20 protein-coding genes and 1 pseudogene are annotated in these 15,897 nt (G+C 56.6%); all 21 read right to left on the reverse strand.

The annotated features are described in order from the left end of the window. On the reverse strand, positions 1-177 hold the full coding sequence (locus BN2154_RS16075) for a hypothetical protein (RefSeq protein ID WP_007491259.1): 177 nt from the start codon (positions 175-177) through the stop codon (positions 1-3). After that, on the reverse strand, positions 174-947 hold the full coding sequence (locus BN2154_RS10195) for a DUF4366 domain-containing protein (protein ID WP_050618681.1): 774 nt from the start codon (positions 945-947) through the stop codon (positions 174-176). Before BN2154_RS10195 ends, BN2154_RS16075 begins: the two co-directional genes overlap by 4 nt. Before the next feature lie 2 nt (positions 948-949). Next, positions 950-1,204 carry a DUF4315 family protein gene (locus tag BN2154_RS10200; RefSeq protein ID WP_007491255.1) on the reverse strand — a complete coding sequence of 85 codons (255 nt, stop codon included), beginning with the start codon at positions 1,202-1,204 and terminating at the stop codon, positions 950-952. A 14-nt stretch (positions 1,205-1,218) separates the two neighbouring features. Beyond that, positions 1,219-3,036, reverse strand: coding sequence for a C40 family peptidase (locus tag BN2154_RS10205; protein ID WP_050618682.1), 1,818 nt, complete (start codon positions 3,034-3,036; stop codon positions 1,219-1,221). Beyond that, the gene (locus BN2154_RS10210; RefSeq protein ID WP_368013991.1) at positions 3,017-5,386 is read right to left on the reverse strand and encodes a VirB4-like conjugal transfer ATPase, CD1110 family; all 2,370 of its coding nucleotides are present in this window, start codon (positions 5,384-5,386) and stop codon (positions 3,017-3,019) included. Before BN2154_RS10210 ends, BN2154_RS10205 begins: the two co-directional genes overlap by 20 nt. Further along, positions 5,334-5,729, reverse strand: coding sequence for a PrgI family protein (locus BN2154_RS10215; RefSeq protein ID WP_006575047.1), 396 nt, complete (start codon positions 5,727-5,729; stop codon positions 5,334-5,336). The genes BN2154_RS10210 and BN2154_RS10215 overlap by 53 nt, the downstream gene beginning before the upstream one ends. A 3-nt stretch (positions 5,730-5,732) precedes the next feature. Beyond that, positions 5,733-6,290 carry an MT-A70 family methyltransferase gene (locus BN2154_RS10220; RefSeq protein WP_050618684.1) on the reverse strand — a complete coding sequence of 186 codons (558 nt, stop codon included), beginning with the start codon at positions 6,288-6,290 and terminating at the stop codon, positions 5,733-5,735. 17 nt (positions 6,291-6,307) lie between these two features. Continuing rightward, on the reverse strand, positions 6,308-7,102 hold the full coding sequence (locus tag BN2154_RS10225) for a DNA-methyltransferase (protein ID WP_050618685.1): 795 nt from the start codon (positions 7,100-7,102) through the stop codon (positions 6,308-6,310). After that, positions 7,092-7,343, reverse strand: coding sequence for a hypothetical protein (locus BN2154_RS10230; RefSeq protein ID WP_050618686.1), 252 nt, complete (start codon positions 7,341-7,343; stop codon positions 7,092-7,094). Before BN2154_RS10230 ends, BN2154_RS10225 begins: the two co-directional genes overlap by 11 nt. 14 nt (positions 7,344-7,357) lie before the next feature. After that, the gene (locus BN2154_RS10235; protein WP_050618687.1) at positions 7,358-8,224 is read right to left on the reverse strand and encodes a VirB6/TrbL-like conjugal transfer protein, CD1112 family; all 867 of its coding nucleotides are present in this window, start codon (positions 8,222-8,224) and stop codon (positions 7,358-7,360) included. A gap of 11 nt (positions 8,225-8,235) precedes the next feature. After that, positions 8,236-8,316 (reverse strand): annotated as a pseudogene (locus tag BN2154_RS10240) (Maff2 family mobile element protein); the annotation flags it as partial. Positions 8,317-8,405: 89 nt separating this feature from the next. Continuing rightward, positions 8,406-10,070 carry a recombinase family protein gene (locus tag BN2154_RS10245; RefSeq protein ID WP_050618688.1) on the reverse strand — a complete coding sequence of 555 codons (1,665 nt, stop codon included), beginning with the start codon at positions 10,068-10,070 and terminating at the stop codon, positions 8,406-8,408. A gap of 6 nt (positions 10,071-10,076) precedes the next feature. Beyond that, positions 10,077-10,274, reverse strand: a complete 198-nt coding sequence (locus tag BN2154_RS10250; protein ID WP_050618689.1) for a hypothetical protein — start codon at positions 10,272-10,274, stop codon at positions 10,077-10,079. A gap of 241 nt (positions 10,275-10,515) precedes the next feature. After that, entirely contained in the window at positions 10,516-11,808 is a 1,293-nt protein-coding gene (locus BN2154_RS10255; RefSeq protein ID WP_094762463.1) for a virulence-associated E family protein, read from the reverse strand. 10 nt (positions 11,809-11,818) lie between these two features. Beyond that, positions 11,819-12,457 carry a CHC2 zinc finger domain-containing protein gene (locus tag BN2154_RS10260; RefSeq protein WP_195892337.1) on the reverse strand — a complete coding sequence of 213 codons (639 nt, stop codon included), beginning with the start codon at positions 12,455-12,457 and terminating at the stop codon, positions 11,819-11,821. A 63-nt stretch (positions 12,458-12,520) separates the two neighbouring features. Then, positions 12,521-14,110 (reverse strand): MobQ family relaxase, encoded by a 1,590-nt coding sequence (mobQ, locus tag BN2154_RS10265; RefSeq protein WP_050618692.1) that lies wholly within the window; start codon positions 14,108-14,110, stop codon positions 12,521-12,523. Positions 14,111-14,239: 129 nt separating this feature from the next. Further along, complete coding sequence (locus BN2154_RS10270) at positions 14,240-14,449, reverse strand: helix-turn-helix transcriptional regulator (protein WP_050618693.1); 210 nt, start codon at positions 14,447-14,449, stop codon at positions 14,240-14,242. After that, positions 14,446-14,778 (reverse strand): DUF6442 family protein, encoded by a 333-nt coding sequence (locus BN2154_RS10275; protein ID WP_050618694.1) that lies wholly within the window; start codon positions 14,776-14,778, stop codon positions 14,446-14,448. Before BN2154_RS10275 ends, BN2154_RS10270 begins: the two co-directional genes overlap by 4 nt. A gap of 278 nt (positions 14,779-15,056) precedes the next feature. Then, positions 15,057-15,356: a DUF3847 domain-containing protein gene (locus BN2154_RS10280; RefSeq protein WP_050618695.1), complete on the reverse strand. Its 300-nt coding sequence runs from the start codon at positions 15,354-15,356 to the stop codon at positions 15,057-15,059. Next, positions 15,349-15,690 carry a DeoR family transcriptional regulator gene (locus BN2154_RS10285; protein ID WP_050618696.1) on the reverse strand — a complete coding sequence of 114 codons (342 nt, stop codon included), beginning with the start codon at positions 15,688-15,690 and terminating at the stop codon, positions 15,349-15,351. The genes BN2154_RS10280 and BN2154_RS10285 overlap by 8 nt, the downstream gene beginning before the upstream one ends. Further along, positions 15,691-15,876 carry a hypothetical protein gene (locus BN2154_RS10290; protein WP_050618697.1) on the reverse strand — a complete coding sequence of 62 codons (186 nt, stop codon included), beginning with the start codon at positions 15,874-15,876 and terminating at the stop codon, positions 15,691-15,693. Positions 15,877-15,897 lie beyond the last annotated feature (21 nt).

Genomic DNA, 15,897 nt, shown 5'->3' on the forward strand with positions numbered 1-15,897 from the left:
TCACCTCCCGCCAGCCGGGGCCCGCATAAGCTCCCGGTAGCAGGACACGCAGCCGATCCCGCGCCAGTAGGGACACCCGGAACACCGGGAGCCCCTGGGCGGCTTTGCCGGGGCCGGAGCCTGGGGGCGGGGCTTCTGCTGCATCATCTTTTCATAGGGGCTGTTGGTAAACCTCATTTGTCCGCCTCCTCTCCGTCATCGTCCTCCTCGTCCCAGGGCGGGCCGTCATCGTCATCGTCCCCGTAGCCGTCCGGCTCGTCATAGTCCGTGAGCTCGTCGCCGTAGTCCTCCTGGGGCGCGGCGGCTTTCTGCTGTTTGGGGCGCAGCACCTTGAAATAGAACGCCGCTCCGCCGCCCACCAGGGCCACAGCCAGCACCGCCAGGAGCATCCCCATGTTGCCGCCCGTTTCCGGCTCGGCCTCCTCCGGGGCGGGCTCCTCGGTTTCCGTGGGCTCCGGCTCAACGCCCACGCACTTGCTCATATTGACGGAGCAGACGGCACAATCCGTATTGACGGCCCCCGCCTCGCATTTTTCAGAGCAGGAGCACACCGCTTGTTCAACGCCAGCGGCCTCCGCCGCAGCGAGCAGATCAGCCTCATCCACCACGCTGAAAAAGTAGGTTTCGTACTGTTCGCCCTCTTCGTCCACGGGCTTGTCATAGTCGATGACGATATAGAACGTGTTGCCGCCGCTGGTCTGGACGGTAATAAACTGCTTGTTGGTGTGCTCGTCATAGAGCAGATCGCGGGTCACAAGGTTGCCCTCTTCGGAAAAGCCCTCGCCGGGCTCAATGGTGGGCTCCGGGGCGGGAGTTTCCTCCGTCATGGTGGGATCGCCGTAGTCCGCGCCCTCGCCGCCGTCCGCGTAGGCATACGCCGGGACACTAAAGCCGCATAAAAGAACGACGGCGCAGAGCGCCGCCGCCATCACCCGAAAGCGTTTCATCTTCAATTTTCCTCCTTTCCGCCGTCCTCGGACTTCTGGACACTTTGTCCAGAGGTGCCGCCGTCCCGGAGCCGCTGGAGCACCAGGGGCAGCTCCTCCAGGGAAACGCTCATGCCCCGCACGATGTCCACGATCTCCTCGTTTTCCGCCTCCCGGTGCTTTTGCTCCAGCTCTTTCAGCCGGGCCTGCTGTTCGCTGATTTTGGCCTTGACCTTATCAATCTCGGCCTGGATTTTTTGGCTTTTGCTTGCCGCCATAGATAACCTCCTTGTCAGGGTAAACACCCGTAGGCGTAGAAATGAGATTGCCAGTAGCTTGTATTCAGGTTTGCATATTGGATGGGATCGCCACAATGGATCATCATCCCGTCCCCCACATAGATGCCACAATGGGACACGCCCGCCGTGTCATAGGTGCCGACAAAGAACACCAGATCGCCGGGGCGGGGTGCGCTGGTGGGGGTGCAGATGTTATAGAGCCCCTGGGCTCCCAGGCGGCCCACATTCCAGCCGGAGTGATTGATCACCCAGGACACAAAGCCGGAGCAGTCAAAGGACGTGGCCAGAGAGCTGCCGCCCCACACATAGGGATAGCCCAGGTATTTCTCCGCCTCGCCCAAAATGGCCGCAAAGGTTTCATCGTCCAGATATTCCTCCGGCACGTCATAGTCAGCGGGCGGGTTCGTGATGTATTTCCCCACATAGGCTGACTCCGGGAACAGATCGGGCCTGTTCCCCAGGGTGGACATATAGAGAGAATAACGGGCCATCTGTTCCTCTCCCATCATTTCCAGGGGCAGATGGGAAAGGTTTTTGTTTTCCAGCGTGACATAGCAGATGTACCAGGAGTAGGGATCGCCGTCGCTGTCATACCGGGTTTCCCGCACCACGCGCTCCGTCAGGATATACTGGCGGTCAAAGAGGGTTTCCAGGGTGCCCTGCACCTCGTCCGCCGTCCATTCCCCCTCATGGAGCACGCAGAGGGTAGAGATCAGCACATAGGGATCGTGCTCGATCTCGTCCAAGTCAAAATGATATTCGTCATAGCTGTGGGTGGCGGTATAGGTGTCCAGGTAGTTTTGCAGCTCGGCCTCCATGCTGGAATAGGCCGCCTCCGCCGCCAGGATCTCCCCGTCCTCCGAGGGGTAGGTGGTAACGCCCACAGCCCCCGCGCCGGAATTTCCCAGCATCACTAGGGAGGAAGAACAGGACTGCATCATAAAGAGCAGGAGCACACAGGTCAGGGCCAACAGCACCCCCACGGGATGCCGCTTCACAAAGCCCGCGATCTTCGCCCCGGCCTTTTCCGTGGCGGCGGCGGTCTTTTTGGCCGCGCTTGCCGCTCCCGTCTTTGCCGCCTCCCGCGCCCGCTTTTGATACTGCTTTTTCAAGCGGTGCTTGCGCCACATCCGGGAAACGGGGTTGCCGGACATTTCCGGGTGTTCCTGGGCGGTCATGCGGAAATGATAGTCCGCCGTGGCCTTGACATATTTGGACTCGGCCCGCTGGACAGCCTTTGCCGGATGCTGCCGGATTTTCTTTTGCACGAACCGCTTGCCATGCCGCAGGCCGGACTCGCCCACCAGCTCGGAGCGGTGGGCCCCCTCGATCCCCACGTTTTCCTGTTCATTCTCATAAATCTTGCCATGCACAAAACCGCGGGCGGCCCCGCCAGCGGCCCGGCCTATCCGCCGCACCGGGCCGGGCTTTTTGGGCGGTTTCTGTTTTGCCAGCTTATCCTTTGCCCGTTCCAGCTTTTCCCCGCGCTCCTCCATGCGGAGCTTGGACGCGGCGGCCTGCTCCTGTTTGCTTTTCTGACGGAACTTCGTCGTCGCAAACTTCGCTTTGGCTTCTTCGGCGGCGCTGCCGCCAAAATCCGCCCGCTCCGTTGCTCCTCCTCTCCCCACAAAGTCTTTCGACTTTGCGGGGCACCCCATGTTCTGGACACTTTGTCCAGAAGTGCCGCTGTCCGCAGCCCCGGCACCGCCTGGGGAGCCGCCCCCAGCGGCCCCGCCAGGATCGGCGGCGCTCTCCCAGGAGCCGGGGCGCTCCCTGGCCTCCTGTTTGGGCTTATTCGGTTTTCGCTTCATTCTTCAAATCCTCCGGGCGGGTAGTCAGCAGGTTATAGATTTCTCCACGGGGGAACCGATCCACAAAGGGGATGGTCACATCGCCATAGAACAGCAGGCCCTCGCCGGAATTGGAGTGGGTGATATAGGAGAGCTGGTGCTCGGAAATGCCGAGCTGTTTCGCCAAAATCGCCCGGTCACTTTGGGCCTGGGACAGCAGGATCATAAAGTCCGTGTTGTCCAGAATAGCCTCGATCTCCCGACTGGCCAAAAGGTCTTTGACGTTCTGCGTCAGGGCTGAAGGGACACAGCCTTTCTTTCTCAGCATCTTCCACACGGCCACAAAGTAGCTGGCGGTGAGCGCGTCCCGGAGCAGGATATGGAACTCATCAAAATAGCACCAGGTAGAAACGCCGCTGTGAAAATTCACATTGACCGCCGAAGTTACAAAGTCGTTGGTAACGTGCATGGCGATCTTGCGGAGGTTTTCTCCCAGCCCTTTTAGAACGATGCACACGATATGGGACGTGAGCTTTACGTTGGTCTGGTGGTTGAACAGGTTAAGGGAGCCGGTGCAGTAGAGCTCCAGGGCGGTTGCCACACGGCGGGCCTCCGGCTCCGGCTGCTTCAAAAGCTCCTCGTACAAGTCCTGGAGCAAGGGCGGCTTGCCGTCCCCGATCCCCAGGGCCATATCCCGGTAGATCAGCCGCACACAGCGGTCAATCACCGTCTTTTCGATGGGCTGCAAGCCGTCCTCGCCGCCCACCACCAGCTCACACAGAGACAACAAAAAATCCGCTTTCATGGAAAGCGGGCTTTCGTCGTCGTCCAGGTCAAGCTGGATGTCCATAGGGTTGATATGGCTGGGAGATCCGGGGGCGATCTCCACCACCTGGCCGCCCAGCCGCCGCACCAGCGGGGCATATTCGCCCATCGGATCGACAATGATAATGCGATCCTTTGGGATAGTGAGAAACACATTGATGATCTCACGCTTTGCGGCAAAGGATTTGCCGGAGCCCGTGGAGCCGAGATAGAGCCCGTTGGCCGATTTCAGTTTTTTGCGGTCAGCCATGATGACGTTATGGGAAAGGGCGTTCATGCCGTAGTAGAGGGACGGCCCGGCCATGCGGAGCTCCCTGGTCATAAAGGGAATGAAAATCGCCGTGGAGCTGGTTGTCATACCCCGCTGGATTTCCACCTCGTTATAGCCCAGGGCCAGCGAGGATACAAACGCCTGCTCCTGCTGCAAATCCAGCCGCTTCAAGGCACAGTTATATTTCTGTGCGATGCCGCCCACGGTAAACACATCATTTTCCAACCGCTGCCGGGTGGGGGCGATATTGATGACCGTGAACGTGAGCAGGAACATCCGCTCGTTCCGGGACTGGAGATCGGCCAGGAGCTCCGCCGCGTCCTTACTGAATGTGATCAGGTCAGGGGGCAGAATGTCGGGATCGTACCCGGCCCGCACCGCCTTGCGCTGTTCCTCCACTTTCATTTTGCCAATGTCGGAGAGCTTTCCCTTGATGGTCTTAATGGCTTTGAGCTGATCCACCGTCTGAATGTGCATGGTAACGGTCATTTCCGCATCCAGCTCCAGAATTTCCGCCAGGAGCTTGTCAGAGAGCTCGGACGCCAAAATCTGCAAGTAGGACGCAGCGCCCCAATACTGGCCCACCCGGAATGTCCGGGATTGCCGGAAGTCGAAGCTGTCCGGGGCGATAAAGTCCTTTGTCCCCATACCCGTCCGGGGAATGTCCTGCCAGGAGAAGCGGAACGGCTCCCGGCTGCCGGGGTGCATCTGACTGTGGAGCAGCGCCAGCCGTTCCTGCCCGTCCATCGGAGCAGAGGGAACGCCCAGCCGTTTCAGATTGCCTGTCACATCGGCCTCCACCCGTTCCAGGCGGGGCCGGGCCTCCGCGATCCCCTCGGCGGGCAGGCCAAACGTGATATACTTTGACCGCTCGATGCCGTTGTTGCTTTTGGCAATCTGATTTTTCAGCATACTTGTGAACTCGGCCCGGATGCTGTCAAAGTCATCCTGTGCCGGGGGGATATTGACCTTGTACTTGCTCCGGGAACGGGAGCGGCGGTTGATAAAGGAGAGCTGGAACGGCAGGGAGCTGTCAAAGTAATTGAGGAACGAGCTCCACCCGCTGAAAATCGCCGTCTGATCCTCGGTAGAAGCCACGGAATAATTGATGTCCTCATATTCCACGGTTTTCGTGTAGAGCCCACCGGGAAGCTGGCACACCCCGTCCGGGTGCATCACTAGATAAGGGATTGTCTGCTGGGCAGACAACGCAGCTTTCCGGTTAGCGGCCTTTCCGGGGCCGCGCTTTGGGCTTTTTACTTTTTGCAATCGCATCCTCCTTTCTCACAGCGCCCCGCTGGGTAAACGGGGCATAGATATTTTCCGTCTGGTAGGGCCTCACCCCAGGCCGCAGGAAACGGGCCCGCAGGACGTTCCGCACCACCTTTTCAAAGGGGAGCCCGTCTTTTTCGTACATCGCCAGCAGGAACGCCGGGAGCGCCACCGCCATCATCAGGAACATGGCTCCCGTGTTGCCGATGGCACTCCGGGCCAGCAGATAGGACGGGATGCCCACCGCTGCCGCGATCCCGAAACACACAAGCTGGCGTTTCGTCAGGTTAAAGGCCAGCTTGGTCTTGATTTTGGATAAGTCGTTGGGAACATTCACATAGGGCATGGATCAACCTCCTTTCGCGCCCACCTCTGGACACTTTGTCCAGAAGTCCGGGACGGTGCTTTCCACCTCGTTCCCCCACACATCCCAACCGGGCGGGGACTGCCGGGCGAACAGCTCCACCCTGGGCACGTCGCCCATGAGGGCCACGATCTTATCACGGGCCTCGTCCGGCTTTCGGCTGTGCTCCTGGATCGGGGCAATAATGAATTGATGGACGTTTGCCGCCTGCCGTTTTGGGTGTCCCCGTGTTGCCAGCAGGCAAACCTCCGCGTTGCCCCTCGTCCAAAAGCCCAGGCTATAAAACCAGCTCTCGGACTTTCGGTTTTTCTTCAGCCAGACGAAAGCCACGGATTTATATTGAAAGCCCCACGCACTGATTAGCCGCAGGGCCTCCGGGAGCTGTGGGAACGTGGCCCACAAAAAAAGCACGCTGTCCGGGGCTGCCAGATCAGCCACCGGGAGCGTGCATAACTCGTCAATCCCCATTGTGGGGTAATGTTTTTCCGCCGCCCCCTGCAAGCCCTTTTGCGTGTAGCGCCAGGGGGGATCGGCATAGATCACAGAATACTGTCCGATAGTTACACTCCTTTCTCCCCGGCCTCCAACGCTGCCCGCGCCAGACGGATGCGCTCTGTGGCGGCTGCGTAATAGGCGGGGACGGTTTCAAAACAGATGAAGCGGCGGCCCGTGTTGAGGGCGGCCACCGCTGTTGTGGCAGAGCCCGCGCAGATGTCCGCCACCACCTCGCCGGGCCGGGTGTAGGTTTTGATGAAATACTCGCACAGGGCCACCGGCTTCTGCGTGGGGTGGACGGTGCGCTGGACGGCTGGAAAGGTCAGCACATTTCCGGGAAAGCGCAGGCCGTCCTCCGATCCGCTGCCGGAACGGGTGAATTTCCCGTAGTTGGTGCTGTTCCCGTTATTGCCCGCAATTTTCTTATAGGGCTTGCCCTGTTCAAACTGCGGACTGTAAAGAGGGAGCTTCTGATAGAACACCAGAATATTCTCCGTCTTTTTCAGCGGAGCGCGGCGGGCGTTGAGAAAGCCTGTGCAGCGGCTTTTGTACCATACCCACTCATAGCGGAGCATGGACAGGTTGGATGCCCCCAGCACCTTGTCATAGGGGCATTGTGCAAAGAACAGTACAGCGCCGTCCGGCTTGACCGCCCACTTAACCGCCTCCCACAGCTCCGGGAGCGGCAGGGGCACATCCCAAAAGTTCCGGGTGGTGCCGTAGGGCGGATCGGTCAAGAGCATATCCACCGAATGACGGGGCAGGGAGCGCAAGCCCTCGATGCCATCCATAAGGAACAGGCCCTCCGGGAGCTCCGGGGACTTCTGGATACTTTGTCCAGAGGTGCCCTTATCGGTCATCCCTGGCCTCCTTGCCCTTTGCCGGGGCGGGCCGGGCGGCGTTTTCACGGGCGGCCTGCGCCCGCTCCTCGGCTAACTGCTGGGCAATCGTCTTTGCGTCATCCCTGCCGCCCAGCAATTCCTGCTTTTGCAAAACGGCCTCTGTTTCCGCCATAAAACGGTAAACATCGGCCTGGTTGAAGTCCTCCGGCGCTTTCCCGTTCCGCAGGCGCGACCCGTCGGGCCCATATCTTCTCGGCATATAACACCCCTTTCTCAATGTGCGCTAAAGATACTTCGCGCAATCGTCCCGGTTTTGAACAGCATGAAGCAGAGCAAAACCGTATAGCCCACGGTGCCCCATATCGCCCCGATGGGATCTCCGCCCGTGGCAATTCCCTGGATCAGCACCGCATAAATCGCAACACACACCAGAATGAGCAACCCCTGGAAGCCTACGGCAAACAGGGAGCGCAGATAGTTCTGCCCGATCTGTCCCACTTCCCGGTGGGAGATCGTTGCCATCGGGATGGGGGCCAAACTGGTGAGCAAATAGATTTCCAACATTCTGCCATACACCAACACAAAAATGACGATGCCCAGCGCCCACATGGTAACGCCAATGATAGAGGACTGGAGCCACAGGCCCAAAAGCAGCCCTAAATCCATCCCCTCCAGGGTGGTTTCCAGCTCCGCCATCATATCCGGCGTGATGTCCGTGGAGCCCTGGATCAGGCCGCCCGCCTGGGCGATCACCCTCTGCGACACGTCAAAGACGGCCATCACAATGTTAAAGGTGTTTGAGAGAATGAAGATGGCACAAGCCGTTTTGAATATCCATTTGTAGATATTCGCCACGTCAAACTCGTGCATATTGTTTTTTTCCAAAAGCATCTGAATGAGCTCATAGGTGGCAACAAAGGTCAGCACCAGCCCGGCAATCGGCAAGATCACCGTTTCGGAAAGCTGGCGGATGAGGGAAAATACCCCGGCGTTCCACGCCGCCGGGGTAGTCCCCACCTGTACCGCAATCTCTCCGACTTGGGTATTGACGTAATCAAAGAGCCCCTCCAAGTTCCCCATGATCCCGCCAATCAGCAGCTCTTTGAGCCAGTCCGTGAGCCAGTCGGTGAGAAAATCCATAAGCCGCTACCTTAAAACAGGCCGGACAGCAGAGGGATCAGGGTGGTGCCCAGCAGGATGATGCCGCCGCCCGCCATGAGCTGTTTTATCCCCAAATAGGAGTAAAACCTTGCTCGATGGCAGGCGGCGGCGTGTCAAAAAATATATGGAATTGTTTTAGAACCGCCCCGGAGGGGACAGGTCAGCCCTTGACCTGTTCCACCTCCGGGATGGGTTTGAGATTGAAGTGAATTTCGATAGAAATGTGTCGTGTCTTATCGCTGTCGATGTGTTCATGGACAACGATTTCTTTAATCAGGCGGTTTAAGGTGGCGGCGTCCAACTCCGTGATGTCGGCATATTCCTGAATGGCGTCCACCCATTGTTTGGCGTCCATCGCCAGCCGCATTTCATCAGCCAGCTTCTTGCGTCCCTGTGCAACCCGTTCTTTCAACTCGGCCTGTTCCTTCTGCGTCTTGTCCAGCATGAGATTGAAGTTGGCTTCGCTGATCCGCCCGGCAACCATGTCCTCATAGAGCCGCAGCACCATCTTTTCCAGCACCTCAATCCGTTCCTCGTCTTTTGTCAGGGAACGCTCCAACGCTTCCCGTTGGCCTTTCTGTTCGGCTTCGCAGGTGTCGGTCAGCTTCCCGGCAATGGCTTCCCCATCGGTCAGGGCAGCCTTGGCGCAATCCCGGATTTTGTTCAGGACAAGGTGGTAAAGGGTGTCGTACTCCACCCGGTGCTGGGTGCAATGGTTCTTGCCAAACGCCCCATAGGTCTTACAGGCGTAAATCTGCTGCGGGTGCTTGGCGTGGGTGGTGCGGATGGTCAACGACTTGCCGCACTCGCCGCACTTGATAAGCCCGGCAAACAGGCTGGTTTCCCCGTCCTGCCGGGGGCGCTGGCGGGATTTCAGCTTGTCCTGCACGATGGCAAAACTTTTGCTGTCAATCAACGGTTCGTGCCGTTCCTCCACCACAATCCAGTCCTGCGGCTTCTTCTCGCCAATGGTTCCAATTTTGAAGCGGTAGTCCTTCTTTTGGGAAGCTATCGCCCCAGTATAAACGGGATTCATCAGGATGTCTTTTATCACAGAGAAGTCCCACATATACCGCCCGTTTTCCGGGTCTTTCTTTTCCCATTTGGTGCGGACATTGCGGAAGCCCCGTTCCCGGTTCCACCATGTAGGGCAAGGCACCTTCTGTTCTTCCAGCCTGCGCCGGATGAAGTTGGGGCCGTGTCCTTCCAGCGCCCAAAGGAAGATTTGCCGGACAATGGGGGCGGTTTCCTCGTCCACCAGCAGGTGGTTTTTGTCCTCTGGGTCTTTCCGATACCCAAAGGGAGCCACACAGCCGGTAAACTGGCCTTGCTGGGCTTTCAGAAGATACGAGGAATGTACCTTCTTGGAAATATCCTTGCTGTACATCTCATTCAGGATGTTCTTGAACGGCGCAATGTCGTTGTTGTCCCGCATGGTGTCGATACCGTCATTCATGGCGATATAGCGGACGCCGTGACGGGGGAAGAAGTCCTCGATCAGTGTGCCGGTCTGCAAGTAATTTCGGCCCAACCTCGATAAATCTTTCGTTATCACAAGATTTATCTGCCTGCGCTCGATGGCTTTTAACATCCGTTTCAGGTCGGGGCGCTCCATGTTCAGCCCCGTGTAGCCATCGTCCTGATAGACTGCCACAACCTCCCATCCCTGCTTTTCGCAGTAGCTTTCCAGCATATCCCGCTGGTTGGCAATACTGGCGCTCTCCCCGTCAAGGTCATCGTCTTTTGAAAGCCTGCAATAGATGGCCGCCCGGAAGCTGCCCGCCAGAATTGCGTCCATGCCTGTGTATTCGTATCCGTTCATCATAACCGTTTACCCGCACAATCCAGACGGAACACGGTTCTTCTGAACCTCGTCTCTATTATATCCTAAATCTTGTGTTTTCACAAGATTTTCCTCGCCGGTATTCTGCCCATACTTTTGGGCAATCAGGCTTACAAAGACATCCGCTGCGTCCAGCTCGCCGTCAAAAACTGTGGTAACATGAATCTCTGTTTTCGTTTTTGCCATAGGCAGTTATCCTCCATAATAGAATAGCCAGACAAGGAGAAGGTCGGCAACGAAGTCCGGCAACGGGCTTCAAAAAACCTCAAAACCTTCTCTGTCTGGCGGTTTGGTTACGATTTATATTTTCTTTTATTTTTCTGTTGCTTTGGTTGCTGATAGGGGAAAAAGCCCGCAGTTACGGGGCTTTCCCCGGCAACCAGCCCGGCAACGGGAGTGCAACAAAGTCGGCAACGGGGTGGGATTTTCAGAAAGGAAGCTCCATCTGCTCTGTGACTTCCACAAATCCCTCCAGGATTTTTCCGGCTCCGTTGCTGGTATCCGTTGCCGGGTTTTCACGCTCCCAGCCCTTTTGCCTGCCGTATTCCGGGAACATCCGGGGATTGGAAAAGTAGTGCCAGCCTGTGACACAATGGTTCATAATGTCGTTGATCTCCCGGATTTCCCATTGTTTCGGCTCGTCAAAGGGGTGGTTCAGGGCTTCCCGGAAAAGCTGCTTGGAACACACTATGCTGCCGGTATAGCGGTCAAGGTAGGCTTGGATCATCCCGGCCTTGGTGTCCTCCGGCATGAAATCCCGCTGGTGTTCTTTGAGATAGCGCACCATTTCGGGGCTGAAAGACAGCTTAAAATCCCCACTGCGGTAAATGGTCATGGCTTCCGCCCATAGCTGCTCCATGTAGGCTCTGGAAGCGGCTTCATCGTCCAAAATATGAACTTCCGCCTGTTCCGGGTACACCATGACCGGCAGAAAGCGCCGGTTGCCGGAACGGTCAAGGGGCAGGAAGTCCAGGGCATTGGAAGTGCCGCCGAACACGCATTGCCGCAGCCTGTCCTCCGGGTGGGTTTCGTATGGGATTTTATAGACCTCCTTCTGTCGGCTCAAAAAAGACTTGATTTCCTCAATGCTCTTGGCGTTTGCGGTGGCGATCATCTCCGACATCTCAATAATCCAGTGGCCTTGCAGCTTGCGGTACACATTGTCATCGTCCAGCTTGCGAAGGTCATCGGAAAACCACTCGTCTTTCACGGCCAGCAGCCGGAAAAAGGTGGATTTTCCGGCGCCCTGGCCGCCCACCAGACAGAGCATGACCTCAAACTTGCAGCCGGGATGAAATGCCCGGTGGATGGCTCCCAGCAGAAACAGCCGCAGGGCTTCATAGGTGTACTGGTCGCTGTCGGCTCCTAAAAAGTGGTGCAGACAGGTGCGGATACGCTCGGTTCCGTCCCATGAAAGGCCGTTCAGGTAGTCCCGGATGGGGTGATAGCCGTTTTCGTTGGCAACGATCCCGATGGCGGCGGCAATCTTCTTTTCGCTGGTCAGCCCATAGGTTTCTTCCAGATACAAAAGCAGATAGTTCATATCCGTGTCCGTGATGGCGGTGCCGGTACGGTGGTAGCCGATGGGCTTGATGATGTCGATGCGCTCGGTCAGCAGATTTTTTGCGATTGCCCCGGAAAGCAGCGGGTCATTCTGAAAGACGGTCAGGCAGTTGCGGATACTGTTGCGGACGCCGCCTTTCTCGGTGCTTTCCAACATGGCTTTGACTTCACGGGCGTTCCGGGGCGGCGGTGTTTCTTGCATGGTCTGTTCTGCGGCCTGCCGTATCTCCGGCGGTAAGCTCTGCCATTCGTCTTTCAAGATTGCTCACTTCCTTTCCACAGTCGATGATAAGGGCTGCCCGTTCCTCCATGTCCGGGGAGAGCAGCACATCCAGCAAATAGTCCACATAGTCCTGCTTTTGCAGGGCTTCCACAAACAAAGGGTGGAAATCCTCGTCTGGCGTCTTGGGGGCATAGTCCCGTTTCCAGCGGCGCAGCAGGTTTCGATAGTCGCACAGCACCCGGAAGCAGTACCGTTCCATACGGCGGAACCGCTGTTCCGGGTTTTCCTGCGGTGGTTTCCTGTGGCTGGGCGGCTCCTTGTCCTCATAGGGGACGGAAAACGCCTGCGCCAGCATGAGGGCGGCTTCCTTGGGGCTGACAGCTTCCAGACGGGAAACAAAGTCGATCACATCCCCGTCTGCCTGACAGCCGAAACAGTGAAAGCGCCGGTCAACCTTCATGCTTGGCTTTTTGTCGGCATGGAAGGGACAGACGCACATCCCGTTTCGTCCCACCCGGACGCCGTAACGCTCGGCGGCCTGCCGGGTGGTAACAGACTGCTTGACAGCTTCAAATACATTCAACTCAATCCTCCTGAACATAAGAAAAGCGCCTGTCATTCTCGAAAAGAAAATGGCAAGCGCCTGTTAAAGTTCTATATCCTGTTTTTTCTCTGTGCGGGGCTGCTGGCGTTTCTCGGCTTGTTCCTCCCGGATACGCTGCGCCCGACCTTTGACTGCCTGCTGGATGGACGGTTTCTTGCCCGGCTCGGCGGTCTGGCGGTACTGCTCGGACGGAAGCACCTGATTGAGCCAGTGGCGCACATCCCGGAGAATCTTCACATCCTCCTGCACCGCTGACAGGCGTTCCCTGTACTCGGCCATCTCTCCGGCAAGCTGCGTCCGTTCCTCGTTCAATTTCTTGGTGCTGTACTTGGTTCCCTCCAAATGCACCTTGAAATAGCGGACAGCGGCATTGTAGGCGTCCAGCTCGTCCCGATGGGCGGCGGCAAACTGTTCCTCTGGCTTCTTAAACCGGATGGCGGCATATTCCGCATGAACCGGCTTGTGGGCTTCAAAGTTGGCGATATGGGAAAGCATGGTGTCGATCTCCTTCATGCGTTTTTCCTTCGGCTTCATCTCTGCCCGGATGGAAACGGCCTGCTCGCTGACGGTATCCAGATAGGTGTCAAGGCTCTCCACGGTGGACAGCTCCTTTTCCCGCAGATAGCGGATAGCGTCCATTACTTTGTTGAAGTCATTTACAGTGCCTTTGAGCTGGCCTTTGCTCGTCCAGCCGGTGCGCTCCTCCCGGCGCAAATCCAGATATTTGCCCAGCAGCTCCGGCAGGATGGGTTCCTTCGCTTCCTGCAAGGCTTCCAGCAGAGCGGCCTTTTTCTCCTTCAGGTCTGCGATCCAGCCTTTCAGGTGACGCACCATCTGACGGATGGACTGCATAAGCCGGTTGGCAGCGGTAATATCCCGGTTGAGATTGCCGATGTTGGTCTGTATCCCTCGTTTCTCCATCTGGCTGACCGCTGGCCCCATGTGGACGGTGGGGATTTTATCAAGCCCCTGCCGTTCATAGGAACGAAGGTCAAGGCGTTCCGGGCGGTCATTGGCTTCCAGATAGCGATTGGCGATAGCCGCCCAGCCCTGCCGCCATATCTCGGCGTACTTCTGGTCGTTCCAGTCTACGGTGTCCTCCTTGTGGCTTTTCCAGTTCCCGGACGGGAGCCGGATACGCTCGCCGTTCTTGTCAAGGTCATAAACCTTCCGGCTCTTGGGAAGCCATTTCCCGGTTTCGTCCATTGCCCGCATGGTCAGCAAGATGTGGGCGTGGGGATTCCCGTCCCCCTTATCGTGAATGGCAAAATCGGCAATCATGCCTTTGGAAACAAAAAACTCCCGGCAATAGTCCCGGATCAGGTCGGCGTGTTGCTCCGAGGGGATTTCCCTCGGTATGGCAAGTACGATCCTGCGGGCAAGCTGGGAGTTCCATTGTTTTTCTTGTGTCTCGGCAGCGTTCCACAAGATGTTGCGGTCTGCGTACTCCGGCGGTGCGTGGGGCGGCAGCATGATTTCCGTGTGGACAATTCCTCGTTTCTCGGAATAGTATTTCTGCTTCTGGTCGTACTCAGAAAACAGCCGTTCGCCGCTCTGGTAAGCTGCGGCGGCTACGGCTGACTGGCGGTTGCTGCGCTGGACGATTTTTATATCGTGGTGGGGACAGGGCATAACGGCTTCCTCCTTCCTGTGGGTGATTGGATGAGGTGGTGGTTTGCCACCGCATTTTGGGTAAAAGAAAAGCAGGAAACCGTTCAATGATTTCCTGCTCGGTGGTGCCGGTGGGCGGCTAATGTTTAGTTAATCAAAATAGAATAGTTCTTCAAACTTCTTGTCAAGGGCAATACATAAAATGAGTGCAAGTTTGGCGGTAGGGTTGAACTGACCTGTTTCAATCGAACTAATGGTGTTGCGGGAGACACCTACCATTTCTGCCAATGCCGCCTGCGATAGATTTTTTTCAACACGGGCTTCTTTGAGATGATTTTTAAGTGTCAATTCACCATTCATAGAGCTACTCCAAACATACTGCAAGCAACCCCAATTAAAGCTAAAATAGTCGTAAAGCTCGCAGCAATCGATAAAAGCAAAAACACCTTACTCTTTTTGAATCTCCATTCTATAAATGTTTCTCCTGCAAGATATCCCAAAAACATTGCACGCACCCCATAGTCAATCTCGCTCTTGGTAATTATAGCAAGAAGCGCAATTATGACAAACACGAAACTGAACATTGCTTGACCAATCAATCTCCCTTGATTTTTCATCTGTTTCGTTCCCTCATCAATGCCAAGCATACCTTCTTTTTGCGCCTTTGACAAAATATCTTCTTTTTTCATAAATTCATCTCCTTACTTGTTATCGCCAAGTATACTTGGTATCTTTAGAATAGCATTACCAAGTTTACTTGTCAATAGATTGTGCAAAGTTTTCTGTGCAAACTTTGCGGGCGGCATATTCGTAAAGGGGTAGCTGGCGGCAGCCAGCGCAGGGGGAAGTGTAGCTTCCCCCTGTGATGATTGGAAGCAGCCGCAAGTGTGCTGTCAATCATCTGCTTTCCGCAGGAAGCCCCCGGCAGGGCACAACACACCAGCTTGACCGGTGTATAGTTGCGCCCTTACTCCGTAAGGGGTTCCCCAGCTACCCGACCTTTCACGCTTTCCGCAACAACTTCTTTCATGTCAGTTTGGGAAAATGCCTGTTTCAGAATGTCCATCACGTCATCGTCCGTCAGCACTTCCGGCCTTATCAGGAAACTTTCCAGCATAGCTCCTCTGGTACAAAGCCGGTGCGTCCGTTCTTTCCGGGTAAGCTGTTTTATCTGGTGTGCCAGTATCTTTTCTTCGTGCTGCGCCCGCCGCAGTCTGGCTTCGCCTTTGGCAAGCTCCCGGTTGAGTTTTTCCAGCTTTTCATTCATCACGGCAGCCCTCCTTCTTGGGGAGCAGCGTGTAAATACGGTTCGGTTCTCCCACACCCCGGCGCACCCGCAGGATCAGTCCGGCGTCCTCCAATTCTTTCAAGGAACGCTTGACGGTTACGGAGCTTCGGGACAAGGCCGCCGCCAGCTCCACAATGGGGAAACGGACAAACAGTATCCCGTTGGTATCCTCCGTACCCACCGTAAGGGTGGCGTCCAGCAGGCGGGCATACATGACCTTTGCGGTGCTGCTGACCGGCAGCCGCAACATGGCGGGGGGAAGTGGCATACAGGGCGGCAGAACGGTATCTGCGGTCATAAATTCAAATTCCATTTAGTCGGTTTTCTCCTTTCGCTTGGCTCGTTTGGACAGGTAACAGGGGCAGTCGATCACGACAGCCCGGAAGCTCTGTTTGCACTCATGCTGACACTTCCGGCACAGGTCGTTGTAGGTCACACGCCCCCGGTCATTGAGGAAGAAGGACAGCTCCAACTTCCGTTTCTTGCTCATTCTCGGCATGGTGCCTCCTATCATAGAAAA

This window comes from Intestinimonas massiliensis (ex Afouda et al. 2020) (assembly GCF_001244995.1).
Lineage (GTDB): Bacteria > Bacillota > Clostridia > Oscillospirales > Oscillospiraceae > Intestinimonas > Intestinimonas massiliensis.